Genomic DNA, 22,613 nt, shown 5'->3' on the forward strand with positions numbered 1-22,613 from the left:
GCACGCCGTACCATCTCCTTATGGCTACGGAAGACGCGGTCCGCGAAGCGCTGGCGACGGTGAACGACCCCGAGATCCATCGACCCATCACCGAGCTGGGGATGGTCAAATCGGTGGACATCGGTGCGGACGGAGCGGTCGCGGTCACCGTGTACCTGACGGTCTCCGGCTGCCCGATGCGCGACACGATCACGCAGCGCGTGACCGAGGCCGTCTCGCGCGTCGAGGGCGTCACCCGCGTCGGCGTCACGCTCGACGTGATGAGCGACGAGCAGCGCCGGGAGCTGGCGACCGCGCTGCGCGGCGGCCAGGCCGAGCGTGAGGTCCCCTTCGCCAAGCCTGGCTCGCTCACCCGGGTGTACGCGGTGGCCTCCGGCAAGGGCGGCGTCGGCAAGTCCTCGGTGACGGTGAACCTGGCGGCGGCGATGGCCGCCGACGGCCTGAAGGTCGGTGTCGTGGACGCCGACATCTACGGCCACAGCGTGCCGCGCATGCTGGGCGCGGACGGGCGCCCCACCCAGGTCGAGAACATGATCATGCCGCCGTCCGCGAACGGCGTGAAGGTCATCTCGATCGGCATGTTCACCCCGGGCAACGCCCCGGTCGTCTGGCGCGGCCCGATGCTGCACCGCGCGCTCCAGCAGTTCCTCGCGGACGTGTACTGGGGCGACCTGGACGTGCTGCTGCTCGACCTGCCGCCCGGCACCGGCGACATCGCCATCTCCGTGGCCCAGCTGGTCCCGAACGCCGAGATCCTGGTCGTGACGACCCCGCAACAGGCGGCCGCCGAGGTGGCCGAGCGGGCGGGCTCGATCGCCGTGCAGACGCACCAGAAGATCGTGGGCGTGGTCGAGAACATGTCCGGCCTGCCCTGCCCGCACTGCGGCGAGATGGTCGACGTCTTCGGCACGGGCGGCGGCCAGCTGGTCGCCGACGGCCTCACCCGCACGACGGGTACGACGGTCCCGGTCCTCGGCCACATCCCCATCGACGTCCGCCTGCGCGAGGGCGGCGACGAGGGCAAGCCGGTGGTCCTCACGGACCCGGACTCCCCTGCGGGCTCGGCCCTGCGCGCGATCGCGGGCAAGCTCGGGGGACGGCAGCGGGGCCTGGCGGGGATGTCGCTGGGGATCACGCCGAGGAACAAGTTCTAGTCCCAGGGCTCGTACGACGAGGGGGCGCCGTCACACCGACGGCGCCCCCTCGTCGTTCGCCCGGCCGAGCGCCGCAGCGTCGTACATCCGCTAAGCGGCGTAAGCGGTGATGTCCTTGATCGCGGCGAAGCCCAGACCGTACGCGCTCATGCCTCTGCCGTACGCCCCGAGATGCACCCCGGCCTCCGTCGCCCCCGCGAGCACCCAGCCGAACTCGGACTCCCGGTAGTGGAACGGCGTCGGCGCCCCGTCCACCGGCAGGGACAGCGTCGACCACGCGGGCCCGGTCAGGTCGTCCGCGAGGACCCACGCCGTCTCCGTCTGCTGGTCGAGCCAGTCGTCCCGCAGGGTGTGGTCCATCTGGCCCGGCCAGGTGAACGACAGCAGCCCCACGCCCGCCAGCCACGCCGCGGACGAGACCGATGTGGCCTCCAGCACGCCGGTGCCGTCCGGACTGCGCCGTACGGGGTTCTCGGCGACGGTGACCACGACGGCGAACTTCTCCTTGTCCTCCGTGGCCTCGTTGCGCACGGACGGCACGTCCCCGTGTCCGATGGACCCGTGTTCCACGGTCCCGTCGGCCGCGGTACCCACCTGCATCAGCCAGCGCGGCCCCGTGAACGCCTCGTCGAGGCCGTACCACGGAAAGGGTGCCCGGAGATAGCCGTCGACCGTGCGGCGGGCGGAGGGGAGCTGTGGTCCGCCCTCCGCGGCCGACGCCTGCGCGTCCACCCGACTCGTCGTCTTCATCTGCCCGGACGCCTCCTCGCTCTCGTCGGACCCGAGCGGCCCGCCCCCCACGGGCGTCCTCGCTCCCAAAACGGTCCGCACAACAACTGGGCAGCATAGCCACAGCACTCCGAACAGCAGGGAAACGCCCGGCGCGTACCACCCCCGCGCGGCGCAATACGGCCGTACGCACGCCGATGGGCGTACGGCCTGCGTCACGTCAGGCGGGCACGGCGGACGCCGGGCCGGGCGTGGCGCGCAGGGCCGGGCGTGGCGCGCAGGGCTCAGGTGGCGTCCGCGTCGAAGGGCGGGCGCTCGTCGGGGTCGGTGCCCGTGGGCTTCTTCGTCATGTCGACGGTGCCGCCGGTGGGGCCGGAGGACGCCGGCGAGGAGGTGGACGACTCGGACTCGCGGCTGTGGACCGCGTCCGTGACCTCGGCCATCTCCTTCTTCAGGTCGAAGCCGTTGCGGATCTCCGTCAGCCCCAGGTCGTCGTTCTCCAGCTGCTTGCGGATGAACGTCTTCGGGTTGAGGTCCTCGAACTCGAAGTCCTTGAACTCCGGACCCAGTTCGCTGCGGATGTCCTGCTTGGCGCTCTCCGAGAACTCGCGGATCTTGCGGATCGTGCGCGCGACGTCCTGGATCATCTTGGGGAGCTTGTCCGGACCGAAGACGAGCACGGCGATGACCACGATCGTGACCAGCTCGAGCGGTCCTATGTCATTGAACACCTGAAGCTCCTTGCGATGTCCTCGGTCCTCGGCCCTCGGTGGTCTGTGCGGGTCTTCCGTGGTCCGGGCCGGGTCCACGGTACCCGGCGTTCCTGCCGAACCGGTACTGTCCCGGCACACCGGCCGCGTGTGCACGGCGGGTTTTCCGAGTTGTTCGCCTTGTCGGGCGGGTTTCGTCCCGCCATTGTGGGGTTCGCGTCAGCTGCCGTCCGCCGAGCCGAGGACGAGCGTGATCCTCCGTTCGGCGCCGCCGCGGACCACGGTCAGCTCCAGGCGGTCGCCGGGGCGGTGGGCGCGGGTCCTGATGATCAGCTCCTCCCCGGAGTGGACGCGCACGCCGTCGACCTCCGTGATGATGTCGCCGGGCTTGATGCCGGCCTTGTCGCCGGCACCGCCCCGGGTGACGGCCGGGCCTCCGCCGACGCCCTTGGCGCCGACCCGGGCGCCGTCTCCCGTGTAGTTCATGTCGAGCGTGACACCGATCACCGGGTGGGTGGCCTTACCGGTGTTGATCAGCTCCTCGGCGACGCGCTTGGCCTGGTTCACAGGGATGGCGAAGCCGAGCCCGATGGAACCGGCCTGGCCGCTCTGGTCGGATCCGCTGCCGGCCGAACGGATGGCGGAGTTGATGCCGACGACACGGCCCTTGCCGTCGAGGAGGGGGCCGCCGGAGTTGCCGGGGTTGATCGGGGCGTCGGTCTGCAGGGCGTCGACGTACGACACGTCGCTGCCGTCGCCCTTCTCGCCGCCGGCGGTGACGGGCCGTTCCTTGGCGCTGATGATGCCGGAGGTGACGGTGCCGGCGAGGTCGAAGGGCGCGCCGATGGCGACGACGGGGTCACCGACCTCGACGTTGTCGGAGTTGCCGAGGGGCAGGGGGGTCAGGCCCCGGAGGCCGGTGACCTTGACGACGGCGAGGTCGTAACCGGTGTCATGCCCGACGACGGTGGCCTTGGCGCTCTGACCGCCGTTGAACGTCACCGTTATCTCGCCGCCGGCTGCCGCGGGTTGGACGACGTGGTTGTTGGTGAGGATGTGTCCGCGCCCGTCGAGGACGAAGCCGGTGCCGGTGCCCTCCTCAGAGGTGCCCTTGACGTGCAGGGTGACGACGCTGGGCAGCGCCCGTGCGGCGATCCCGGCGACGCCGTCCGGGGCGCGCCCCGCGGGCTCCTTCCCGGCCTGCGGCAGCCGCACCTCCCCGATGCCACCGTCCCGCTCCCACGCGGTGCCGACGACACCGCCGACCCCTCCGGACACGAGCGCGATCAGCACGCCGGCGAGAACGAGCGCCTTCCGGCCGCGCGCCCGCCGCTGCTCCGTGCCGGGCAGCGCGGCGCCGTTCTGCTGGAAGGGGGCCCGGGGCGCCCACGGGTCGTAGTTCTGCCAGGGCGAAGGGGACGAGGGGGCGCCGGTCGGGTCGGTGGGGCCGCCCGGCATCGGTGCCGTGGGCGGCACCGGTGCCGTGGGCGGCACCGGTGCCGTGGGCGGCGCCGGTGCCGTGGGCGGCGCCGGTGCGGTGGGCGGCGCCGACATCGCGGTCGCGCCGGGCACGGGCGCGCCCGGAGGCGGGGGCGTGCTCTGCGGGGCGGCGCCGTGCGGGGACGTCACCGCCGGGTGCTGGACCGGTGGGGCGGGCGCCCAGGGGCCCGGTTCGCCGTAGGGCGGGGTGTTGTAGGGGTCGGGATCGTGAAGGGCCTGGGCGCGACCGTCGGGGGCGTCGGGCGCGTCGCCGCCCTGCCGAGGGCCGGTGTGCCCGGCAGAACCTTCCTGCGCCGTGCCCACGGCGGCCGGGCGCTCCAGCTCGAAATCGCCGTCCCCGTCGGCCGTCGCGGGCTTCGTGAGGGCGTCGGCCCCGTCCCCCGTTCCCGCCGCAGCCGGGCGCTCGAGCCCGAAGTCGCCCTCGGCGTCGGCCTCACTGCGGGTGCGTGCCCCGGCAGGGGCGGGCAGCTCGAAGTCGCCGCCGGACTCTCCGCCCGGCGCCGTACCGCCGTCCATCGACCCCTCGGCGTCGTGCGCCGCTGCCGACCCGCTCGCCCCCTGCTCCGGTCCCCCGGTAGGGGCCGGCTTCCCCTCGTTCATGGTCTCCCTACACCCGCCGGCGGCACCTGGTGCCGCGGATTCCGCGCCCGGACCGCTTGCGCGGGCGCGGGCACCACGGATTCAACCAGGTTCCCCGCGCGGCCGCGCAGCCGCTCAGTGGCCGGTGTTCGAGGAGGGTGAGGGTGTGGGGGACGTGGACGGCACCGGGCGGGCCAGCAGGCCGGGGGCCGTCAGCCGAGGGGCGGTCGGCAGCGTGAACGGTCCGGTCTCGGTGAGCGGGCGTATGAGTGGGGACATCGCCGCCGCCCCGGCCACCACGGGAGCGGTCAGCGCGCGGATCTCCGAGACGTCCTGGACGCCGTGAGCGGGCACTCCGGGCAGCAGCGGCGCCGAGGACTGCGTGGGCGCGACGGGCGTCCGATCCAGCGCGCGCTGCCCGAGCAGCGCTCCGGTGGATCGCCGCCGCTGCGTCTCGGGCGAGGTGACACCGCCTGTACCCGGTGAACGCATCGGGGTCACATTGCTCCCGCCGGAACCGCCGCGCGCCTCCACGCCGGTGTCACCGCCCACGCCGGACACGCCGCCGAGCGCCAGCGCGGCCAACGAGACGGCGCCGGCGGCGACGAACGCGAAACGCCGCCCACGGGACGCCGGCCGCTCGCTCTCCTGCCGGCCGACGGGATGGACACGGAAGCCGCCGTCCTCCGGGAGGACACGGTCCACGGGGAGGACGCGGCTGTCGGAGGGCGACAGTGCCGCGGCGTGCGGGCCCGACGGGACGTAGCCGAAGGGCTCGCCCCTCACTCCGAAGACGCCGGGCCGCGCGGGCAGTCCGGCGCTGCTCTGTAGTCTTCTGCCGAATCCTCCCCCGCCGAGCAGCGTGCCACCGCCGTCGACGTCACCTCCCGTGGGCAGGCCCTGGAGGCGGGCCAGGAAGCTCTCGGAGGGGGGCGGCGGGGCCGCCTCGGCGAAGACGCTCTTCAGCCGGCGCTGGGCGTCGGCCTCGGCCTTGCACTTCGCGCACGTGGCCAGATGGGCCAGCACGCGCTCGCGCATCTCATGACCGAGCTCTCCGTCCACCAGGGCGGAGAGGCGGTCTCCCAGGTGCTGCTCTGCCGGTGTGGGGCGACGGGATCCACTCACGCGGTCGCGCCTCCTCCCCCCAGCGCGGGCACGCGGGGCACGAAGGAGCGGCGCTCGGCCGCGCGGGCCTGAGGCGCCCGGTGCGCGAGCGCCTTGCGCAGCTGCGAGCGGCCGCGGTGGATCCGGGAGCGCACCGTGCCGAGCTTGACGCCCAGGGTCGCGGCGATCTCCTCGTAGGACAGCCCTTCGATGTCGCACAGGACGACGGCCGCACGGAACTCGGGCGCGAGCGTGTCCAGCGCCTGCTGGACGTCCGCGTCGAAGTGCGCGTCGTGCAGGATCTGCTGCGGCGTCGGCTCACGGCTGGCCAGGCGCTCCGCCGCGTCCTCGCCGAGCGCGTCGAAGCGGATGCGCTGCTTGCGGCGGACCATGTCCAGGAAGAGGTTCGTGGTGATGCGGTGCAGCCAGCCCTCGAACGTGCCGGGCGTGTACGTCGACAGGGAGCGGAAGACCCGCACGAAGACCTCCTGGGTGAGGTCCTCGGCGTCGTGCTGGTTTCCGGTCAGGCGGTACGCCAGCCGGTAGACCCGGCCGCTGTGAGTGCTGACGATCTCCTCCCAGGTGGGCGGAGTCCACGCCTGCGCGTCCGCGTCGGTGGCGAAGGTCGCGATCTGCGCGGTGTCGGCAGCGTGGTGGGTGTCAGCGATGTCGGTCACGGATTTCGGCTCACCCGATGACCTGAGAAGGAGCCGTAGCACCCCTCCCCGATCCGCAGGCGCAGCCGCACCTCCCCTGTCGGCTCCGGTGGTGTCCAGTGGAGCCCCTACCATAGCCACCTCGCCCGTTAGCTCCGGATAAGCGGTTTTACGAGAATTTGATGCCCGCTGATACGGCTGCGTCAGCACTTGCTCGGCATCCACGTCCACGCGTCTGTCCCGGTCCTTCCCCGCGCCCTCTTCCCACCCTCCTCAACGCCCGGTCCCATCTGCGGGTTCCCGCCGTCAACGGATACAGTCACGCCCAAGCAATCACGGGACAGGAGAGGGTCATTACCGGCAACCGGCAGACGAGCTGGGCGTTCGCCGACGCCTATGTCGCCGAGGACGACGCGCTGCGCTGGGCACGGGAACGGGCCCGTGAAGCAGGGCTGCGCTCGGTGTCGCCCGGCACGGGCGCCGCGCTGCGCATGCTCGCCGCCACCGTGGACGCCAAGGCGGTGGCGGAGATCGGGACGGGATGCGGTGTCTCCGGGATCCATCTGCTGCACGGCATGCGGCCGGACGGCGTGCTGACCACGGTGGACCCGGAGCCGGAGCACCAGCAGTCCGCCCGCCAGGCCTTCCGCGCCTCCGGCTTCGCCAGCAACCGGGCCCGCTTCATCCCGGGGCGCGCCCTGGACGTCCTGCCACGGCTGGCGGACGCCGGCTACGACCTCGTCTTCTGCGACGGCGACCGTCTCGAGGTGCTCGACTACCTCGCCGAATCGTTGCGTCTGCTGCGTCCCGGCGGGCTCGTCGTCTTCGAGGGCGCCTTCGCCAACGGCCGCACGGTCGACTCGGGGCCGCAGCCCACCGAGGTGCTGCGGCTGCGCGAGCTGCTGCGCGCGGTGCGCGAGAGCCCCGACCTCGTGCCCTCGCTGCTCCCGGTGGGGGACGGACTGTTGTGCGCGGTCAGGCGCTGAGCACGGCCGTGGGGGCGGGGCGGGTGGGCCGTCCGGGTCGAAGCACCCCCGGGAAGCCCCCTGGAAAAAGCGGTCCCCGGCACCGCGTACGATGCCGGGGCAGCTGAATCCGGGGTCTGCCGCGTCAGCCGACGACCTTCTTGAGGGCGTCGCCGAGCGCGTCGGCCTCGTCCGGGGTCAGCTCGACGACGAGCCGACCGCCGCCTTCGAGCGGAACGCGCATGACGATGCCCCGCCCCTCCTTGGTCACCTCGAGCGGGCCGTCGCCCGTCCGCGGCTTCATGGCCGCCATGCTCGTTCCCCTTCCTGAAACCAGCTCATCGTCAGCCGACGGCCCCTTGAAGGGCACGCGATCCTTCACAGGACACGCGACACCGGCATCGAACACATTGCTTCCAGGCCATTATCCCGCATCTCATGACCCGATGACCAACATCAGTCGGCATCGCTTGGGAAACACGCGCGAGCAAAACCACTCAATTCGGCGATGTGACTGTGATACTTCGCCCCCGCACGGACATCCGCCGAGCGGATCCCTGCGGGAATTCTTTGACGCAGGTCACACGTACGGTCCGTTCCGCGGACGGTGATCTCGGCCATGCTGTCCTTCGGACGCGGGCGTACCGGCCGGTACGCCCGAGGCGCGACACCGGAGGGGACCACCATGGCCGACACCGTGCTCTACGAGGTGAGCGACGGACTCGCGACGATCACGCTGAACCGTCCCGAGGCGATGAACGCGCTGAACGTCGCGACCAAGGTCGCCCTTCGGGACGCGGTGCGGTCCGCGGCGGACGACGGCTCCGTACGCGCGATCCTGCTCACCGCCGCCGGGGACCGGGCGTTCTGCGTGGGGCAGGACCTCAAGGAGCACATCGGGCTGCTGGCCGCCGACCGGGAGACCGGCTCGGGCCGGACGATGAGCACGGTCCGGGAGCACTACAACCCGATCGTCCGGGCGTTGGCGGGTGCGCCCAAGCCGGTGGTGGCCGCGGTGAACGGCGTCGCGGCCGGGGCCGGCTTCGGATTCGCGCTGGCCGCGGACTACCGGATCGTGTCGGGCACCGCATCCTTCAACACGTCGTTCGCGGGTGTCGCGCTGACGGCCGATTCGGGCGTCTCCTGGACGCTGCCCCGCGTGGTCGGTCCCGGGCGCGCTGCCGACCTGCTGTTCTTCCCGCGGAGCATCGGCGCCCAGGAGGCGTTGGAGCTGGGCATCGCGAACCGGATCGTCCCCGCGGACGAGCTGCGGGCCGAGGCGGAGAAGGTGGCCGTGGCGCTCGCCGAGGGGCCGACGGTGGCGTACGCGGCGATCAAGGAGGCGGTGGCCTACGGGCTGACGCACTCCTTGGAGGAGACCCTGGAGAAGGAGGACGAGCTGCAGACACGGGCGGGCTCGTCCGACGACCACGCGATCGCGGTGGAGGCGTTCGTGAACAAGGAGAGGCCGAAGTACCTGGGCCGGTAGGTCTGCGACTGCCGTGGCCGTGCGCCGTCCCCGGTCGATCGACGGGAGTCAGCCGCCGCGGGCGGCGCAGTCCGCCAGGTGGTCGTTCACCAGGCCGCAGGCCTGCATCAGCGCGTACGCCGTGGTCGGGCCGACGAAGCGTATGCCGCGCTTCTTCAGGTCCCTGGAGAGCGCCGTCGACTCCTCGGTGACCGCGGGGACGTCGGCCAGGGTCGCCGGAGCCGGGCGGGACGCCCCGTCGGGGGCGTACGACCAGATCAGCTCGTCGAGCTCGCCCGGGGCCCACTCGGCCAGCACGCGCGCGTTGGCGAGCGTCGCCTCGATCTTGGCGCGGTTGCGGATGATGCCCGGGTCGGCGAGCAGACGCTCCTGGTCGGCGTCCGTGAACGCGGCCACCTTGGCGATCCGGAAGTCGGCGAAGGCGGCCCGGAAGCCCTCGCGGCGGCGAAGGATCGTGATCCAGGACAGGCCCGACTGGAACGCTTCCAGGCACAGCCGCTCGTACAGCGCGTCGTCGCCGTGGACCGGGCGGCCCCACTCCTCGTCGTGGTACGCCACGTAGTCCTCGGTGGACAGTGCCCAGGGGCAGCGCAGCACGCCGTCGGGCCCCGCGATGGCCGCACCGCTCACTGGGAGTCTCCTCCGGCCCGCTCGTCCCCTGCCGGTCCGGCGGCGCGGGTGCCGGCGAGCGCGGTCTCCAGGTCGGCGATACGGGCGTCCCGCTCGGCGATCTCGGCGCCGAGGCGGCCGAGCGCGTCGTCCACGTCTGCCATGCGGTAGCCCCGGACGGCGAGCGGGAAGCGCAGGGCCTCCACGTCGTCGCGGCCGACGGGGCGGTCCGGCGGGAGCGGGTCGTCGAACCGCTCGGGGGCCGCCTCCGGCAGCGGGGTGCTCTCGCCGCCTCCCACCACGGCCAGTGTCACCGCGGCGACCACGACCGCGAGCGCGACGACCAGGAACAAGAACATGAGCATCACTTAAGTCCCCACGCTCGGTGCCGGCGCGCTGCGCGCCGGCGCGGAAGTGCCGATGTCGAGTCTGTCTTTCTCTCTGGGTCAGATCGTGCCATGCGTCGCTGACAATTAAGGTCACAGGCGGCCGAGGAACGGGACGTACTGGGAGAGGTCACAGGGGATGCTCAGGCTGGGCAGGCGAGAATTCGGCGACCACGAGCCGGTGATCATGGCGATCGTGAACCGGACCCCGGACTCCTTCTACGACCGGGGGGCCACGTTCCGCGACGAGCCCGCCCTCGCGCGCGTGGAGCAGGCGGTGGCCGAGGGTGCCGCGATCATCGACATCGGCGGGGTGAAGGCCGGGCCGGGCGAGGAGGTCACGGCCGAGGAGGAGGCGCGGCGGACGGTCGGTTTCGTCGCGGAGGTGCGGCGGCGCTTCCCGGACGTCGTGATCAGTGTGGACACCTGGCGGCACGAGGTCGGCGAGGCCGTGTGCGAGGCGGGCGCCGATCTCCTGAACGACGCGTGGGGCGGGGTGGATCCACGGCTCGCGGAGGTGGCGGCGCGGTACCGGGTGGGGCTGGTGTGCACGCACGCCGGGGGCGCGCTGCCTCGGACACGGCCGCACCGGGTGACGTACGACGACGTCATGGCCGACATTCTGAAGGTGACGGTGGGGCTGGCGGAGCGGGCGGTGGCTCTCGGGGTGCCGCGCGAATCGGTCCTGATCGACCCCGGCCACGACTTCGGGAAGAACACGCGGCACAGCCTGGAGGCGACGCGGCGGCTGGACGAGATGGTCGCCACGGGGTGGCCGGTGCTGGTGTCGCTGTCCAACAAGGACTTCGTCGGGGAGACGCTGGACAAGCCGGTCAAGGAACGGGTGTTGGGGACGTTGGCGACGACGGCGGTGTCGGCGTGGCTGGGGGCGCAGGTGTACCGGGTGCATGAGGTCGCGGAGACGCGGCAGGTGCTGGACATGGTGGCGACGATCGCGGGCCACCGGCCGCCGGCGGTGGCCCGCCGGGGCCTGGCCTGACGGGAGTTTTCCTCGCCCCCGCCGCCCCTACCCGTCCCACCTCCAGGGGCTTCGCCCCTTCAACCCCACCAGGGGCTCCGCCCCCGGCCCCCGGCCGGGACCACGTCCCCTGCACCCCTCACGGGGCTCCGCCGCGGACCCCACTCGGGCTCCGACCCGCGGCCCCGGCGGGGAACTGGCGTCCCCTGGTCCCCCGGCGGGGCTCCGCCCCACCACCCCGCCGGAGCAGCGCCCCTGGTCCCCGGCCGGGGAGCTGCTTCCGGGGCTACGGCGAACCGTGGCTGCGCCCCTGAAGGGGCGCGGGAACTGCGCGACCAGCCACGGACGGGCCACAGCCGGTCACTCGCCCGAGCCATGCCCCGCGGGCTCGGGGGGCCGGGTGCGTGCCCGAGCCATGCCCGGTTTCGGGGACCGGGGGCGAAGCCCCCGAGGAGGGCACCCCCCGCGCCGGGTGCGTGCCCTGACCCCGATGACCCCACCGCCCCGGTTCAGGCTCAGCGCCTAGCGTCCCGCCTCCTTGGAGACCAGGGCCACCGCTTCCTCCACGTCGTCCGTGAGGTGGAACAGGAGCAGATCCTTGTCCGAGGCCTTGCCCTGCGCCACCAGGGTGTTCTTGAGCCAGTCCACCAGGCCGCCCCAGTACGACGTGCCGTACAGCACGATCGGGAAGCGGGTCACCTTCTGGGTCTGGACCAGGGTCAGGGCTTCGAACATTTCGTCCAGCGTGCCGAGGCCTCCCGGCAGGACCACGAACCCCTGCGCGTACTTGACGAACATCATCTTGCGGACGAAGAAGTAGCGGAAGTTCAGGCCGATGTCGACGTACGGGTTCAGCCCCTGCTCGAACGGCAGCTCGATACCGAGGCCGACCGAGATGCCCTTCGCCTCGCAGGCCCCCTTGTTCGCCGCCTCCATCGCGCCCGGGCCGCCACCGGTGATCACCGCCCAGCCCGCCTCCACCAGGCCGCGCCCGAGCCGTACGCCCGCGTCGTACTCCGGCGAGTCCACCGGCGTCCGCGCCGAGCCGAACACGCTGATCGCGGGTGGGAGTTCGGCCAGCGTGCCGAAACCCTCGATGAACTCCGACTGGATGCGCAGGACACGCCACGGGTCCGTGTGGACCCAGTCGGTGGGGGCGCGCTCGTCCAGCAGGCGCTGGTCCGTCGTGCTCCTCGTCACCTGGCCCCGTCTGCGCAGCACCGGACCGAGCCGCTGCTCATCCGGCGGAATCTTCTTCCCCTCGGGGTTGCCGGTAGGCATGTGCGCTCCCTCCGCTCGGGGGTGGTTCCACCCCAGCGTAGATCCGCGCGGGTTACGGAGGGGGGACGTGCGCATGTCCGGCTCGGACGACCGTCCCCCACGTCCGGCGGCAGGTCAGGACGTCAGCCAGGCCCGCAGGCGCTCCTCCGCCGTGAGGACCTTCGCCGTCTCCACCCGTTCGTCCCGCTTGTGCGCCAAGAGCGGGTTGCCGGGACCGTAGTTGACCGCCGGTACGCCGAGCGCGCTGAAGCGGGCGACGTCCGTCCAGCCGTACTTGGGCATCGGGGTGCCGCCGACCGCCTCGATGAACGCCGCCGCGGCCGGGTGCGACAGCCCCGGCAGGGCGCCGCCGCTGTGGTCGACCACCTCGAACTCCGCCACGCCGCAGTCCGCGAACACCTCACGGACGTGCGCGACCGCCTCCTCCTCGGTGCGGTCCGGCGCGTATCGGAAGTTGACCGTCACGACGCATTCGTCCGGGATCACGTTCCCGGCCACCCCGCCGGAGACGGCGACCGCGTTCAGGCCCTCCCGGTACTCCAGGCCGTCGATCACCGGATGGCGCGGTTCGTAGGCTGCCAGGCGGGCCAGGATCGGGGCCGCCGCGTGGATGGCGTTGGAGCCCATCCAGCCGCGCGCCGAGTGGGCCCGCTCACCCCTGGTCCTCAGCTGCACCCGCAGCGTGCCCTGGCAGCCGCCCTCGACCTGGCCGTCGGAGGGCTCGAGCAGCACCGCGAAGTCGCCCTCCAGCCAATCCGGGTGGGCCTCGGACACGTGCTTCAGACCGTTCAGGTGTGCGTCGACCTCTTCGTTGTCGTAGAAGACGAACGTCAGGTCCCGGTTGGGCTCGGGGACCGTCGCCGCGATACGGAGCTGGACGGCGACGCCCGACTTCATGTCGCAGGTGCCGCAGCCCCACAGCACGCCGCCCGCGTCCAGGCGGGAGGGCACGTTGTCCGCGATCGGGACCGTGTCGATGTGGCCCGCCAGGATGACGCGCTGCGGACGTCCCAGGTCCGTACGCGCCACCACGTTGTTCCCGTACCGGTCGACCGTCAGGTGCGGCAGGGCGCGCAGCGCCGCCTCGATGGCGTCCGCGAGGGGCTTCTCGGTGCCGCTCTCGGAGGGGAAGTCGACCAGCCGCGCGGTGAGCCGAGCGGCGTCCAGCGTGAGGTCAAGCGGGGTATCGGCCATGTCCTCGACCCTAGCGCGCCCGACCGTGCGGGCCTGTCACAGGAGTTGTCCACAGCGCCGGGCAACCCGCTGTTCACCTCCAGTACCTTGTACGGCGTGTCAGAGCCGTCCCCTCCTTCCGTGCGACGTGGCCGCCTCCTCCGTTTCGGGGCGGCCTTCGTGGTCCTGCTCGCCGTCGCGGGCTATCTCGTCGTCCAGTACCTCACCGGTTCGGCGGCGCCGAGATGCCGGGTCGTCTCCGGAAAGGACGACGGCGCCTCGTACGAGTTCACTCCGGAGCAGGCGGTGAACGCGGCGACGATCGCCGCCATCGGCACCACTCGCGGCATGCCGGAGCGCGCGGTGACCATCGCGCTCGCGACCGCCCTGCAGGAGTCGGGCCTGCGCAACATAGAGCACGGCGACCGGGATTCGCTCGGCCTGTTCCAGCAGCGCCCGTCGCAGGGCTGGGGGACCGAGAAGCAGATCATGGACCCGACGTACGCGGCGGGCGTGTTCTACGAGCACCTGGCCAAGGTGCCGGACTACACGGGTCTTCCGCTGACGGTCGCCGCGCAGCGGGTGCAGCGCAGCGGCTATCCGGAGGCGTACGCGAAGCACGAGCCGGACGCCATGCTGCTAGCCGCCGCCCTGACCGGCCGCGCGGCGGGCACGCTGACCTGCCAGGGGCGCCCCGCGCCGACGGCGACCGGGGGCCCCGACGCGGTGCGGGCCGCGCTGGTACGGGACTTCGGGCGCGACGTGCTCCAGACGGCCGGCGCGGAGGTGGTCCCCCGGCGCCGGTCGCCGTCCCCCACGGCCACGCCGACGCGGGCCGCCGACGACACGGTGACGATTCCGGTGCCCAAGAGGTCCACCGCTTCGGGGACCGTCTGGGAGCGCGGCTGGGAGCTGGCGCACTGGGCGGTGGCCAACTCCACTGCGCTGCACATCTCACGCGTCTCCTTCGCGGGCCGCGAGTGGTCGCGCGGAGGCTTCGCCGGCGAGTGGCGTACGACCGGCTCCGGCGACGGGAAGGCGTCGGCCACCGAAGTCCGCATCGTCACCGTGGGGTAGCCCGGGCAGCAGTACGAGTTCTCACTCCTGCGGGTAATGCGCGGCGCGCCTCGTCGACGGGGCGCGCACTTTTTTGCGGGGCCTTCGGCGTATGCGCCGAGCCCCTTGCGAACAAAGGGCTGTAAGGATTCGGCAGGCTTTCCGACCGGTTGCCGTTTGCCCGATTTCATCCCCACCTGATAATGCGACGCATTGCCAACTCTTTACATTGGCCCACCGCAACCTTCGCGGGCTTCGAGCGGTAGTCACTGCGTCCGAGCCCGGAACGATGAACAGCCGAATCGGCCGAACTCCCGGGCGCAGTCGAACACTTCACCGTTCTCTCCCGTCTAAGGAGCATCATGTCCCTCCCCCTGACCCACCGGATCGCCCGTGCCGCGCTGCTGATCGCGGCGGGAGCGGCGCCCGTGGTCGGTGCGGCCGGCTCCGCCAGCGCGGCGACGACCGATCTGCCGGCCACCCCGAACCTCGGTGGGCTGACCGCCCTGGACACCGCGCAGGTCGGCACCACCGTCGACGGCGCGGCCCAGAAGGCCGACAGTGCGGCGCAGCAGGTCACCGGGGTCGCGGGTGACACCGGCAGCCACGCGGTCAAGGCCGGAAGCCAGGCGGCCCGGAAGGCGGTGCCGGCGGTGAGCCGGACCGGCGGGAAGGTCGTCGGGACGGCGGCGCCGGTCGCGCAGAAGGTGGCCGGGGACGCGGCGGGGCAGGCCGGCGGGCTGCTCGGGGGCGCGACCAAGGGCGGGCTGCCGAAGGGGCTGCCGCTGGGCGGCTGACACCGGGTTCTTTGCGCGGAGGGTCCGGGGAAGCTTCCCCGGACCCCCCGTCTGTTGCAGCTGGGCTTGGCTGGACCGTGCCCGGTGGTGTGGGCTGTGCCCACCCTCCCCCAAGCTCTCGGCTTCGCTCGAGCAGGGGTGACCCCCATATCCCCAGCGGAACGACTGCCCACAGCGGTAGCGGCAGCGGCGCCTCTAGCCGAGGCGCTCCACCGCTGCTGCCACCCTCTCGTCCGTCGCCGTCAAGGCCACCCGTACGAACTTTCCGCCCGCCTCGCCGTAGAAGTCGCCCGGTGCCACCAGGATGCCCAGGTCGGCCAGGTGGGCCACCGTCTGCCAGCAGGACTCCTCGCGGGTCGCCCACAGATACAGGCTCGCCTCGCTGTGCTCGATCCGGAAGCCGTGCTTCAGGAGGGCGGCGCGCAGGGCCGTGCGCCGGGCCGCGTACCGCTCGCGCTGTTCGCGGACGTGCGTGTCGTCGCCCAGCGCGGCCACCACGGCGGCCTGTGTGGGCGCCGACGTCATCATGCCGCCGTGCTTGCGGATCTCCAGGAGCGGGCCGAGGACCGCGGGGTCACCAGCGAGGAAGGCAGCGCGGTAGCCCGCCAGGTTCGAGCGCTTGGAGAGGGAGTGGACCGACACGATGCCGTCGTACGAGCCGCCGTTCACATCCGGGTGGAGGACCGAGACGGGATCGGACTCCCAGCCCAGCTCGATGTAGCACTCGTCGGAGAACAGCAGTACGCCGTGCTCGCGGGCCCAGGCGACGATCCTCGTCAGTTCCTCCTTGCCCAGCACCTTGCCCGTCGGGTTCGACGGGGAGTTGAGCCAGAGGAGCTCGAGGTCCCTCGGGTCCAGCTCCGTCGGGTCGTCGTAGGCCACGTGGTCCGCGCGGGCCAGGCGCGCGCCGACCTCGTATGTCGGGTAGGCCAGGCGCGGGTAGGCGACCTTGTCGCCGGGGCCGAGCCCGAGCTGGGTCGGGAGCCAGGCGACGAGCTCCTTGGAGCCGACGATCGGCAGTACGTGCCGGTGGGTGACGTCGCGGGCGCCGAGGCGGCGCTCCACCCAGCCCGTGATCGCGTCCCGCAGCTCGGGCGTGCCCCAGACGGTCGGGTAGCCCGGGGAGTCCGCCGCCGCGACCAGCGCCTTCTGGATCAGCCCGGGCACCGGGTCGACCGGGGTGCCGACGGACAGGTCGACGATCCCGTCCGGGTACGCGGCGGCCGTCTTCTTGTACGGCTCCAGCTTGTCCCAGGGGAAGATCGGAAGGCGGTCGCGAAGCGACTCCTTGGCAGCGTGGTGGCTGGAGACGGGAGGGCGGTCGGAGACTGCGGACACGGGGATCGGCTCACTTTCTGCTACGACGGGCGCCCCCGTACGAGCGTAGGGGCTCCCCGACACCTCGGTCCCGTCCGGTGCGGGCAGGCACCGTGACGGGACCGAGGCGGCACGGTTGTGCAGACCGCTTACTGATTCGCCGCTTACTGATTCATCGGGGGCAGCGCCGCGATGAAGGGGTGGTCGCGCTCGATCAGCCCCAGCTTGCTGGCGCCACCGGGCGAGCCGAGCTCGTCGAAGAACTCGACGTTCGCCTTGTAGTAGTCCTTCCACTCCTCGGGAGTGTCGTCCTCGTAGAAGATCGCCTCGACCGGGCAGACCGGTTCACAGGCCCCACAGTCGACGCATTCGTCCGGGTGGATGTACAAGGACCGCTGGCCCTCGTAGATGCAGTCGACCGGGCACTCCTCGATGCACGCCTTGTCCTTGACGTCGACACAAGGCTCTGCGATGACGTAGGTCACGCTGTCGTTCCTCCTCGATAGGGCGCTGGCGGGCCTCCTCAGGCTCCGCCGCCTGGCGCGCGGGAGCGCGGCGTCGTCGATGCCCGCACCTAGTATCTCCGTTCCGGGGCACGATCCGAACAGGAGGGGTGAACTGACCTGTGGAAATCTCTGCGGGCGGACGGCTCGAGATCCGCATCACCGCTGCTGACGTGGGAAAACGCGTCTCCGTACGGCGGTGGGACGAACATGTCGCCGAGGGTGAGAAGTTCACCGACACGGTCGGAGTTCTCACATCATGGGATCAAGGTGTGCTGCTGATCACACGGCGGGACGGTCAAAGCGTCCGGATCGCGGAATCGTCGCTGGTCGCGGGCAGGGTCGTCCCCGCCGCTCCGGCGCGTCGCAGGGGTCCCGCGGCGTCCTACGAGGAGCTCGTGCGGATCGCCTCCCGGGCCTGGCAGCCGGTGGAGCGGGAGCAGCTCGGTGAGTGGGAGCTGCGCGCGGCCGCCGGGTTCACGCGGCGGGCCAACTCGGCGCTGCCCCTCGGCGACCCCGGGCTGCCGCTGGACGAGGCACTGACGGCCGTACGGCGCTGGTACACGGACCGTGGCCTGCCCGCCTACATACAGGTCGCGACGGGAGCGGAGGGCACGCAGGAGCTGCTGTGCGCGGAGCTCGAAGCGCGCGGCTGGACGCGGGAGGTGACCGCCGAGCTGTGGACCGGCTCCCTGGCGCCCCTCGCGGACCGCGAGGCGCCCGGGGTCGAGCTGTCCCGCACGGCCGACGAGGCGTGGCTCGCCCGCTACCAGCGCAAGGGGCTGAGCGAGGTGGCCCTGAAAGTGCTGGGATGCGGGTCCCCCCGCTCGAGCGAAGCCGAGAGTGGGGGAGGCCCCTCGGTGTGGTTCGCGACGGTGCCGGGGGCTCAGGGTGCCCCTCCTGCGGCGATCGGGCGGTGCGTGGTGGACGGGCGGTGGGCCGGTTTCGCGGCGGTCGAGGTCGACCCGGAGCAGCGCCGGCGGGGTCTGGCCACCGCCGTGATGGCGGCGCTGGCCCGGCAGGCCCTGGACGAGGGCGCCTCGGCGGCCTGGCTGCAGGTGGAGACGGACAACGAGGGCGCGCGGGCCCTGTACGCGGGACTGGGTTTCGGGGCGCATCATGCATATCACCACTACCGGGAGCCGGAGGGCTCCCGCGGACCGGTGGCGTGAGAGGGTTCGAGGTTGTGATGCGTGGCCCCCGTCCCCCGGAGCCGGAGCGGGCCGCCGAGGTGCGGCGGCGGTTCGGCGAGGAGGCGCGGTCCGAGCGGCCCGATCTCGTGACGCTGTGCCTGCTCGTGGGCGCGGCGGCGGACGGGGAGCTGGACGAGGCCGGGATCGACGCCGCCCAGATCGAGCTGGACCGGCTGGCGGGGCTGGTGCCGTTCCGGCCGGACGGGCCGCGGGCCTGGGCCGAGGCGCTGGCGGACGTCCTCGGGGGCCGCTGCGGGTTCCGCGGTTCTGCCGCGGACTACGAGCGCCTGGAGTCCTCGTTGCTGCACGCGGTGCTGCGGCGGCGGCGCGGGCTGCCGATCCTGCTGTCGGTGGTGTGGATCGAGGTGGCGCGGCGGGCGGGGGCGCCGGTGTACGGGGTCGCACTGCCCGGGCACTTCGTCGTGGGGTTCGGGCCGCCGGACGAGCAGGTGCTGGCCGATCCGTTCGACGGCGGCCGGGTGCTGACCGGGGGTGACGCCGAGATGCTGGTCGCCGGCGCCACGGGGGCGCCGCTCGATCCTTCGATGCTCACCGCTGCCGATCCGCTGGATGTCGTACTGCGGGTGTTGAACAACATCCGGGCGTGGGCGGCGGCTCGCCCCGAGCGGTCGGATGTCGCCCTGTGGGCGGTGGAGTTGTCGTTGCTGGTGCCGTCGCATCCGGCGCGGTTGCGGTACGAGCACGCGCAGCTTCTGGTGCAGCGGGGGGAGTTCTTGCGGGGGGCCGCGGAGTTGGACGCGTATGCCGAGATCGTCTCTGCCGTTGACGACGCGGCTGCGGAGCGGGTGCGGGGGCAGGCTCGGGCTGCGCGGGCCATGCTCAACTGAGGTCCGCCCACGCGCCATAGGTGGCTGTGTCATCGCGCGTGTGCGGGCAGGGCGTGGCTTGTCGCGCAGTGCCCCGCGCCCCTGTCAGGGCGCTACAGCCACCCCTTCTCACGAGCCATCCGTACGGCCTCCGCCCTGTTCCGTACCGCCAGTTTCTGTATGGCGGTGGACAGGTAGTTCCGGACCGTCCCCTGGGACAGGTGCAGCGTCGCCGCCAGTTCCGCGTTGGTCGCGCCGTTCGCCGCCGCGCGCAGGACCTCGCGTTCGCGCTCCGTCAGCGGGTTGGCGCCGTCGGCCAGGGCGGCCGCCGCGAGCGTCGGGTCGATGACCCGTTCCCCTGCGAGCACCTTCCGTACCGCCTCGGCGAGTTGGGCGGCGGGGGCGTCCTTCACCAGGAACGCGGCGGCGCCCGCCTCCATCGCGGAGCGCAGATAGCCGGGGCGGCCGAAGGTCGTCAGCACGACCACCTTCAGCGTCGGCAGCTCGCGCTGAAGCTGGGCCGCCGCCTCGATCCCGGTGGCGCCGGGCATCTCGATGTCCAGCAGCGCCACGTCCACCTCATGAGCGCGCGCCGCCGCCAGCACCTCGTCACCGCGGGCGACCTGGGCGACGACCTCGATGTCCTCCTCCAGGCCCAGCAGCGCGGCCAGCGCCTCGCGGACCATCGACTGGTCCTCGGCGAGCAGGACCTTGACCGTACGGCTCATGCCCCGGATCCTACGTGGGCCACGGCGCCCACGGGCACGCGTGCGACCAGCCGGAAACCATGCCGGACGCGCCCCGCCTCCAGCGTGCCGCCGACCTTCTCCAGACGCTCGGTCAGACCCGTCAGACCGTTGCCCGGGCCGTTGCCCGCCCCTCCCGATCCATCGTCCTCGACGGAGAGTTCCAGCATCGGCCCGTCGAGGGTCTGCCGTTGCAGCACCTCCACCGCGCAGCGGCCGGCGCCGCTGTGCCGCACGACATTGGTGACCGCCTCGCGCAGCGCCCAGGCGAGGACGGACTCGCTCTCCTCCGCGACCCCGGTGAGGTCGGGTTCCGCGGGTATGTCCGCCGTGACTCCGGCCGCCGTGAGGGCGACCTGCGCGCCCGCGAGTTCCGCGGACAGGCGCGGGCGCCGGTAGCCGGTGACCGCCTCACGCACGTCGACGAGGGCCTGACGGCTGACCCGTTCGATGTCGGCCACCTGCTGGGCCGCCTTCTCGGGGCGGTCGGGGAGCATGCGGCCGGCCAGCTCGCTCTTCAGCGTGATCAGGGAGAGAGAGTGGCCGAGCAGGTCGTGCAGATCGCGGGCCAGGCGCAGCCGCTCCTCATTGGCGGCGAGCTGGGCGACGGTGGCGCGGGCCTTGCGCAGCTCGATCGTCGTGCGTACGAGCTGGCCGACGCCCGTCATCGCGTATCCGATGAGCACCACCAGGAGCAGGAGGTCCTCGACCGTGTCCATCGCGCCGCCCTGGAAACCGACCAGGGCCATCACGGCGGCCGTCGCGGGGATCGCCCAGTACGCGGCGCGCAGCGGGAGCGTCGCTCCGCAGGCCACCGAGACGTACACGAACAGTCCCAGCCAGTGCTCGGCGCCGAGCGTGAGGTTCAGCAGCGTGGCGATCCCCGCGAGGGCGACGAGTATCCCGATGACGAACCGCCGGCTGTACGGCCTGCCGATGTTCCGGAAGACCAGCGACAGATAGACCGCGACGAAGGCCGCGAGGCCCAGCCAGCCGGCCACGGTGACGCCGGTGGTGTGGCGGCCGGACGCGAGGTCCCGGGCCGGCGAGCTCAGGAACACCAGCCACACGCCGATCCACAGCGTCTTGCGCAGCAGCTCCTTCCGGTTGCGGGGCGGCTGACCCATGCGCATCAGCCGCTCCGCCCGGACCTCGTCCGACGCCTGGTCTTCCGTCATGGCACTCACGCCTTCAGCGTGTCCTTCCGGTACAGCCAGGCCGCGCCGCCCGCGAAGAGGGCGAAGAAGGCGACCAGGATCGTGATGTCCCCGGCGTGCGGGGCCTGGCTCTGTTCGATGGCCTGTCCGAGGGCAGCGTACGCGTGGGTGGGCAGCCACTTGGCGATGTCCTGCAGCCACTGCGGGAAGGTCGTCGACGGCATCCACAGGCCGCCCAGAATCGACAGCCCGAAGTAGGTGATCATCGTGATGGGGCGGACCGCGTCACCGCTGGCGAGGTAGCCGAGGGCGACGCCGAGCGCGGCGAAGACGAGGCTGCCGGCCCAGATCGCCCCGGTGAGGGCGAGCCACTGCCAGGCGTCCAGGCGGACGTGTTTCACGGCCGCGGCGACCGCGAACACGACGACGATGGACGGCAGGCTGACGACGGCGGCACTGGCCGTCTTGGCGAGGACGTAGCCGCGCCCGGGCAGGGTGGTCAGCCGCAGTTGCCGTACCCAGCCGCTCTCCCTCTCCTTCGCGATGCGCTCGCTGTTGCCCATCAGGACGGCGGTCAGGGCGCCGAAGGAGGCCATGGAGACCATCATGTAGGTCGGGACGGTCAGGCCGCTGCCGTCGACCTTGGTCGTGCTGTCCGCCTTGCCCGCGACGAGCAGGAAGATGGCCGAGGGGTAGATCACCGAGAAGAACAGGAACTTGCGGTTGCGCAGGGCGCGGGTGAGTTCCAGCCTGATGAGCGAGATCATGACTGCTTGGCCTCCTCGGCCTCGGTGATGGCGACGAACGCCTGCTCGAGCCCGAGCCCGGCGACTTCGAGGTTGCGGGGGTAGACGCCGAGCCCGTACAGCGCGTGGACGGTCGCGTCGGCGTCGGAGGACTGAATGCGTACGGTCTGCCCGGAAACGTCTATCGCGGTCAGGAACGGCAGCGCGCGCAGCGGGGCCTCGTCGATCGGGCCCTCAAGGTCGAAACGGACGCGGCGGGCGCCGGCCTTGGCCTTGATCTCGGCGGCGGTGCCGTCGGCGAGGAGCCGCCCGCGGTGCAGCACCAACACGCGGTCGGCGATCGCGTCGGCCTCTTCCAGGTAGTGGGTGGCGAACAGGACCGTGCGTCCCTGGTCCGCCTGCTCCCGCATGGTGGCCCAGAAGGCCTGGCGGGCGGAGACGTCCATGCCGGTGGTCGGCTCGTCGAGGACGATCAGGTCGCTGTCGCCCGCGGTGGCGAGGGCGAAGCGGACGCGCTGGGCCTGGCCGCCGGAGAGCTTGTTGACCTTGCGGTCGGCGATCTGCGCGATGCCCGCGCGGGCGAGCACGTCGGTGACCTTGTACGGCCTCGGGTGCAGGTCACAGCCGAGCTTGACCAGTTCGGCGACGGTCACCTCGTCCATCAGGCCGCCGCTCTGCAGCATGGCGCCCACGCGCCCGGCGACGATGGCCTCGCGCGGGCTGGTCCCGAACACGCGCACGGAGCCGTTGTCGGCCGGCTTGAGCCCGAGGAGCAGGTCGAGGGTGGTCGACTTGCCCGCGCCGTTGGGCCCCAGCAGGGCCACGGTCTCCCCCGGGTGCAGCTCGAGCGACAAGCCGTCCACGGCCCGTACGTCCCTGTAGGCCTTGGTCACCTGATCGAACCCGACCACCACGTCGGTGGCCGACACTGTCGTCGTCATGGACCCATCGTCCCGG

General features: G+C 72.2%; 24 protein-coding genes. 8 read left to right on the forward strand and 16 right to left on the reverse strand.

All coding sequences use genetic code 11. The features are described from left to right. The first annotated feature begins 20 nt into the window (after positions 1 to 20). Positions 21 to 1,154: an Mrp/NBP35 family ATP-binding protein gene (locus AB0N14_RS01590; RefSeq protein WP_366023721.1), complete on the forward strand. Its 1,134-nt coding sequence runs from the start codon at positions 21 to 23 to the stop codon at positions 1,152 to 1,154. Positions 1,155 to 1,244: 90 nt separating this feature from the next. On the opposite strand, the gene AB0N14_RS01595 is transcribed toward AB0N14_RS01590, so the two are convergent. The 5 genes from AB0N14_RS01595 to sigE all read right to left on the reverse strand — a co-directional run bounded on the left by AB0N14_RS01595 (position 1,245) and on the right by sigE (position 6,495). Next, the gene (locus tag AB0N14_RS01595) at positions 1,245 to 1,904 is read right to left on the reverse strand and encodes a hypothetical protein (RefSeq protein WP_366023722.1); all 660 of its coding nucleotides are present in this window, start codon (positions 1,902 to 1,904) and stop codon (positions 1,245 to 1,247) included. 263 nt (positions 1,905 to 2,167) lie between these two features. Further along, positions 2,168 to 2,614 carry a sec-independent translocase gene (locus tag AB0N14_RS01600; protein WP_366023723.1) on the reverse strand — a complete coding sequence of 149 codons (447 nt, stop codon included), beginning with the start codon at positions 2,612 to 2,614 and terminating at the stop codon, positions 2,168 to 2,170. Between the two features lie 198 nt (positions 2,615 to 2,812). Then, positions 2,813 to 4,693, reverse strand: coding sequence for a trypsin-like peptidase domain-containing protein (locus AB0N14_RS01605; protein WP_366023724.1), 1,881 nt, complete (start codon positions 4,691 to 4,693; stop codon positions 2,813 to 2,815). Positions 4,694 to 4,807: 114 nt separating this feature from the next. Continuing rightward, positions 4,808 to 5,797 carry a zf-HC2 domain-containing protein gene (locus AB0N14_RS01610; RefSeq protein WP_366023725.1) on the reverse strand — a complete coding sequence of 330 codons (990 nt, stop codon included), beginning with the start codon at positions 5,795 to 5,797 and terminating at the stop codon, positions 4,808 to 4,810. Then, complete coding sequence (gene sigE / locus AB0N14_RS01615) at positions 5,794 to 6,495, reverse strand: RNA polymerase sigma factor SigE (protein WP_366023726.1); 702 nt, start codon at positions 6,493 to 6,495, stop codon at positions 5,794 to 5,796. The genes AB0N14_RS01610 and sigE overlap by 4 nt, the downstream gene beginning before the upstream one ends. Positions 6,496 to 6,614: 119 nt before the next feature. On the opposite strand from sigE, the gene AB0N14_RS01620 reads away from it, so the two are divergent. Then, positions 6,615 to 7,418 (forward strand): O-methyltransferase, encoded by an 804-nt coding sequence (locus AB0N14_RS01620; RefSeq protein WP_366023727.1) that lies wholly within the window; start codon positions 6,615 to 6,617, stop codon positions 7,416 to 7,418. A gap of 124 nt (positions 7,419 to 7,542) precedes the next feature. Here AB0N14_RS01620 and AB0N14_RS01625 read toward each other — a convergent pair whose 3' ends face one another. After that, positions 7,543 to 7,710, reverse strand: coding sequence for a DUF3117 domain-containing protein (locus AB0N14_RS01625; RefSeq protein ID WP_003966491.1), 168 nt, complete (start codon positions 7,708 to 7,710; stop codon positions 7,543 to 7,545). 372 nt (positions 7,711 to 8,082) lie between these two features. On the opposite strand from AB0N14_RS01625, the gene AB0N14_RS01630 reads away from it, so the two are divergent. Then, positions 8,083 to 8,886, forward strand: coding sequence for an enoyl-CoA hydratase-related protein (locus tag AB0N14_RS01630; RefSeq protein WP_366023728.1), 804 nt, complete (start codon positions 8,083 to 8,085; stop codon positions 8,884 to 8,886). A 48-nt stretch (positions 8,887 to 8,934) separates the two neighbouring features. Here AB0N14_RS01630 and AB0N14_RS01635 read toward each other — a convergent pair whose 3' ends face one another. Both AB0N14_RS01635 and AB0N14_RS01640 read right to left on the reverse strand, forming a co-directional pair. Then, a complete protein-coding gene (locus AB0N14_RS01635; RefSeq protein ID WP_366023729.1) occupies positions 8,935 to 9,516 on the reverse strand; it encodes a DNA-3-methyladenine glycosylase I in 582 nt (193 codons plus the stop codon). Beyond that, entirely contained in the window at positions 9,513 to 9,860 is a 348-nt protein-coding gene (locus AB0N14_RS01640) for a DivIVA domain-containing protein (protein WP_366023730.1), read from the reverse strand. Before AB0N14_RS01640 ends, AB0N14_RS01635 begins: the two co-directional genes overlap by 4 nt. Before the next feature lie 160 nt (positions 9,861 to 10,020). Here AB0N14_RS01640 and folP point away from each other — a divergent pair, with 160 nt between their 5' ends. After that, entirely contained in the window at positions 10,021 to 10,881 is an 861-nt protein-coding gene (gene folP / locus AB0N14_RS01645) for a dihydropteroate synthase (protein WP_366023731.1), read from the forward strand. A 501-nt stretch (positions 10,882 to 11,382) separates the two neighbouring features. On the opposite strand, the gene AB0N14_RS01650 is transcribed toward folP, so the two are convergent. Together AB0N14_RS01650 and dapE are read right to left on the reverse strand one after the other, a co-directional pair. Continuing rightward, positions 11,383 to 12,141, reverse strand: coding sequence for a TIGR00730 family Rossman fold protein (locus AB0N14_RS01650; protein WP_366023732.1), 759 nt, complete (start codon positions 12,139 to 12,141; stop codon positions 11,383 to 11,385). A 114-nt stretch (positions 12,142 to 12,255) separates the two neighbouring features. Further along, entirely contained in the window at positions 12,256 to 13,335 is a 1,080-nt protein-coding gene (dapE, locus tag AB0N14_RS01655; protein WP_366023733.1) for a succinyl-diaminopimelate desuccinylase, read from the reverse strand. A 96-nt stretch (positions 13,336 to 13,431) separates the two neighbouring features. Between dapE and AB0N14_RS01660 the strand changes: the two genes are divergently transcribed. Both AB0N14_RS01660 and AB0N14_RS01665 read left to right on the forward strand, forming a co-directional pair. Then, on the forward strand, positions 13,432 to 14,391 hold the full coding sequence (locus AB0N14_RS01660; protein ID WP_366023734.1) for a heavy metal transporter: 960 nt from the start codon (positions 13,432 to 13,434) through the stop codon (positions 14,389 to 14,391). Positions 14,392 to 14,732: 341 nt separating this feature from the next. Continuing rightward, positions 14,733 to 15,167 carry an ATP-binding protein gene (locus AB0N14_RS01665; protein ID WP_366023735.1) on the forward strand — a complete coding sequence of 145 codons (435 nt, stop codon included), beginning with the start codon at positions 14,733 to 14,735 and terminating at the stop codon, positions 15,165 to 15,167. 195 nt (positions 15,168 to 15,362) lie between these two features. Here AB0N14_RS01665 and AB0N14_RS01670 read toward each other — a convergent pair whose 3' ends face one another. Beyond that, positions 15,363 to 16,505, reverse strand: coding sequence for a bifunctional succinyldiaminopimelate transaminase/glutamate-prephenate aminotransferase (locus AB0N14_RS01670; RefSeq protein ID WP_366023736.1), 1,143 nt, complete (start codon positions 16,503 to 16,505; stop codon positions 15,363 to 15,365). 143 nt (positions 16,506 to 16,648) lie between these two features. Then, positions 16,649 to 16,969 carry a ferredoxin gene (fdxA, locus tag AB0N14_RS01675; RefSeq protein WP_043443616.1) on the reverse strand — a complete coding sequence of 107 codons (321 nt, stop codon included), beginning with the start codon at positions 16,967 to 16,969 and terminating at the stop codon, positions 16,649 to 16,651. A 140-nt stretch (positions 16,970 to 17,109) separates the two neighbouring features. Between fdxA and AB0N14_RS01680 the strand changes: the two genes are divergently transcribed. Together AB0N14_RS01680 and AB0N14_RS01685 are read left to right on the forward strand one after the other, a co-directional pair. Continuing rightward, positions 17,110 to 18,159, forward strand: a complete 1,050-nt coding sequence (locus tag AB0N14_RS01680; RefSeq protein WP_366023737.1) for a GNAT family N-acetyltransferase — start codon at positions 17,110 to 17,112, stop codon at positions 18,157 to 18,159. Between the two features lie 17 nt (positions 18,160 to 18,176). Further along, entirely contained in the window at positions 18,177 to 19,028 is an 852-nt protein-coding gene (locus AB0N14_RS01685; RefSeq protein ID WP_366023738.1) for a transglutaminase-like domain-containing protein, read from the forward strand. Between the two features lie 92 nt (positions 19,029 to 19,120). Here AB0N14_RS01685 and AB0N14_RS01690 read toward each other — a convergent pair whose 3' ends face one another. From AB0N14_RS01690 to AB0N14_RS01705, 4 genes are read right to left on the reverse strand one after another with little or no spacing between them, the layout of a single operon-like run. Next, positions 19,121 to 19,735 carry a response regulator transcription factor gene (locus tag AB0N14_RS01690; protein ID WP_366023739.1) on the reverse strand — a complete coding sequence of 205 codons (615 nt, stop codon included), beginning with the start codon at positions 19,733 to 19,735 and terminating at the stop codon, positions 19,121 to 19,123. Next, entirely contained in the window at positions 19,732 to 20,931 is a 1,200-nt protein-coding gene (locus tag AB0N14_RS01695) for a histidine kinase (RefSeq protein WP_366023740.1), read from the reverse strand. Before AB0N14_RS01695 ends, AB0N14_RS01690 begins: the two co-directional genes overlap by 4 nt. A 5-nt stretch (positions 20,932 to 20,936) precedes the next feature. Beyond that, positions 20,937 to 21,677, reverse strand: coding sequence for an ABC transporter permease (locus AB0N14_RS01700; protein ID WP_366023741.1), 741 nt, complete (start codon positions 21,675 to 21,677; stop codon positions 20,937 to 20,939). Beyond that, entirely contained in the window at positions 21,674 to 22,597 is a 924-nt protein-coding gene (locus AB0N14_RS01705) for an ABC transporter ATP-binding protein (RefSeq protein ID WP_366023742.1), read from the reverse strand. Before AB0N14_RS01705 ends, AB0N14_RS01700 begins: the two co-directional genes overlap by 4 nt. Positions 22,598 to 22,613: the final 16 nt, after the last annotated feature.

It is taken from the genome of Streptomyces sp. NPDC051104 (assembly GCF_040682835.1).
Lineage (GTDB): Bacteria > Actinomycetota > Actinomycetes > Streptomycetales > Streptomycetaceae > Streptomyces > Streptomyces cynarae.

Excerpts from the sequence above, each read along its gene's own strand:
- AB0N14_RS01590 (WP_366023721.1), top strand. The coding sequence starts at position 21 with ATGGCTACGGAAGACGCGGTCCGCGAAGCGCTGGCGACGGTGAACGAC.
- AB0N14_RS01595 (WP_366023722.1), bottom strand. The coding sequence starts at position 1,904 with ATGAAGACGACGAGTCGGGTGGACGCGCAGGCGTCGGCCGCGGAGGGC.
- AB0N14_RS01605 (WP_366023724.1), bottom strand. The coding sequence starts at position 4,693 with ATGAACGAGGGGAAGCCGGCCCCTACCGGGGGACCGGAGCAGGGGGCG.
- AB0N14_RS01620 (WP_366023727.1), top strand. The coding sequence starts at position 6,615 with ATGCCCGCTGATACGGCTGCGTCAGCACTTGCTCGGCATCCACGTCCA.
- AB0N14_RS01625 (WP_003966491.1), bottom strand. The coding sequence starts at position 7,710 with ATGGCGGCCATGAAGCCGCGGACGGGCGACGGCCCGCTCGAGGTGACC.
- AB0N14_RS01630 (WP_366023728.1), top strand. The coding sequence starts at position 8,083 with ATGGCCGACACCGTGCTCTACGAGGTGAGCGACGGACTCGCGACGATC.
- AB0N14_RS01640 (WP_366023730.1), bottom strand. The coding sequence starts at position 9,860 with ATGCTCATGTTCTTGTTCCTGGTCGTCGCGCTCGCGGTCGTGGTCGCC.
- folP (WP_366023731.1), top strand. The coding sequence starts at position 10,021 with ATGCTCAGGCTGGGCAGGCGAGAATTCGGCGACCACGAGCCGGTGATC.
- AB0N14_RS01650 (WP_366023732.1), bottom strand. The coding sequence starts at position 12,141 with ATGCCTACCGGCAACCCCGAGGGGAAGAAGATTCCGCCGGATGAGCAG.
- dapE (WP_366023733.1), bottom strand. The coding sequence starts at position 13,335 with ATGGCCGATACCCCGCTTGACCTCACGCTGGACGCCGCTCGGCTCACC.
- AB0N14_RS01665 (WP_366023735.1), top strand. The coding sequence starts at position 14,733 with ATGTCCCTCCCCCTGACCCACCGGATCGCCCGTGCCGCGCTGCTGATC.
- AB0N14_RS01685 (WP_366023738.1), top strand. The coding sequence starts at position 18,177 with ATGCGTGGCCCCCGTCCCCCGGAGCCGGAGCGGGCCGCCGAGGTGCGG.
- AB0N14_RS01690 (WP_366023739.1), bottom strand. The coding sequence starts at position 19,735 with ATGAGCCGTACGGTCAAGGTCCTGCTCGCCGAGGACCAGTCGATGGTC.
- AB0N14_RS01695 (WP_366023740.1), bottom strand. The coding sequence starts at position 20,931 with ATGACGGAAGACCAGGCGTCGGACGAGGTCCGGGCGGAGCGGCTGATG.
- AB0N14_RS01700 (WP_366023741.1), bottom strand. The coding sequence starts at position 21,677 with ATGATCTCGCTCATCAGGCTGGAACTCACCCGCGCCCTGCGCAACCGC.
- AB0N14_RS01705 (WP_366023742.1), bottom strand. The coding sequence starts at position 22,597 with ATGACGACGACAGTGTCGGCCACCGACGTGGTGGTCGGGTTCGATCAG.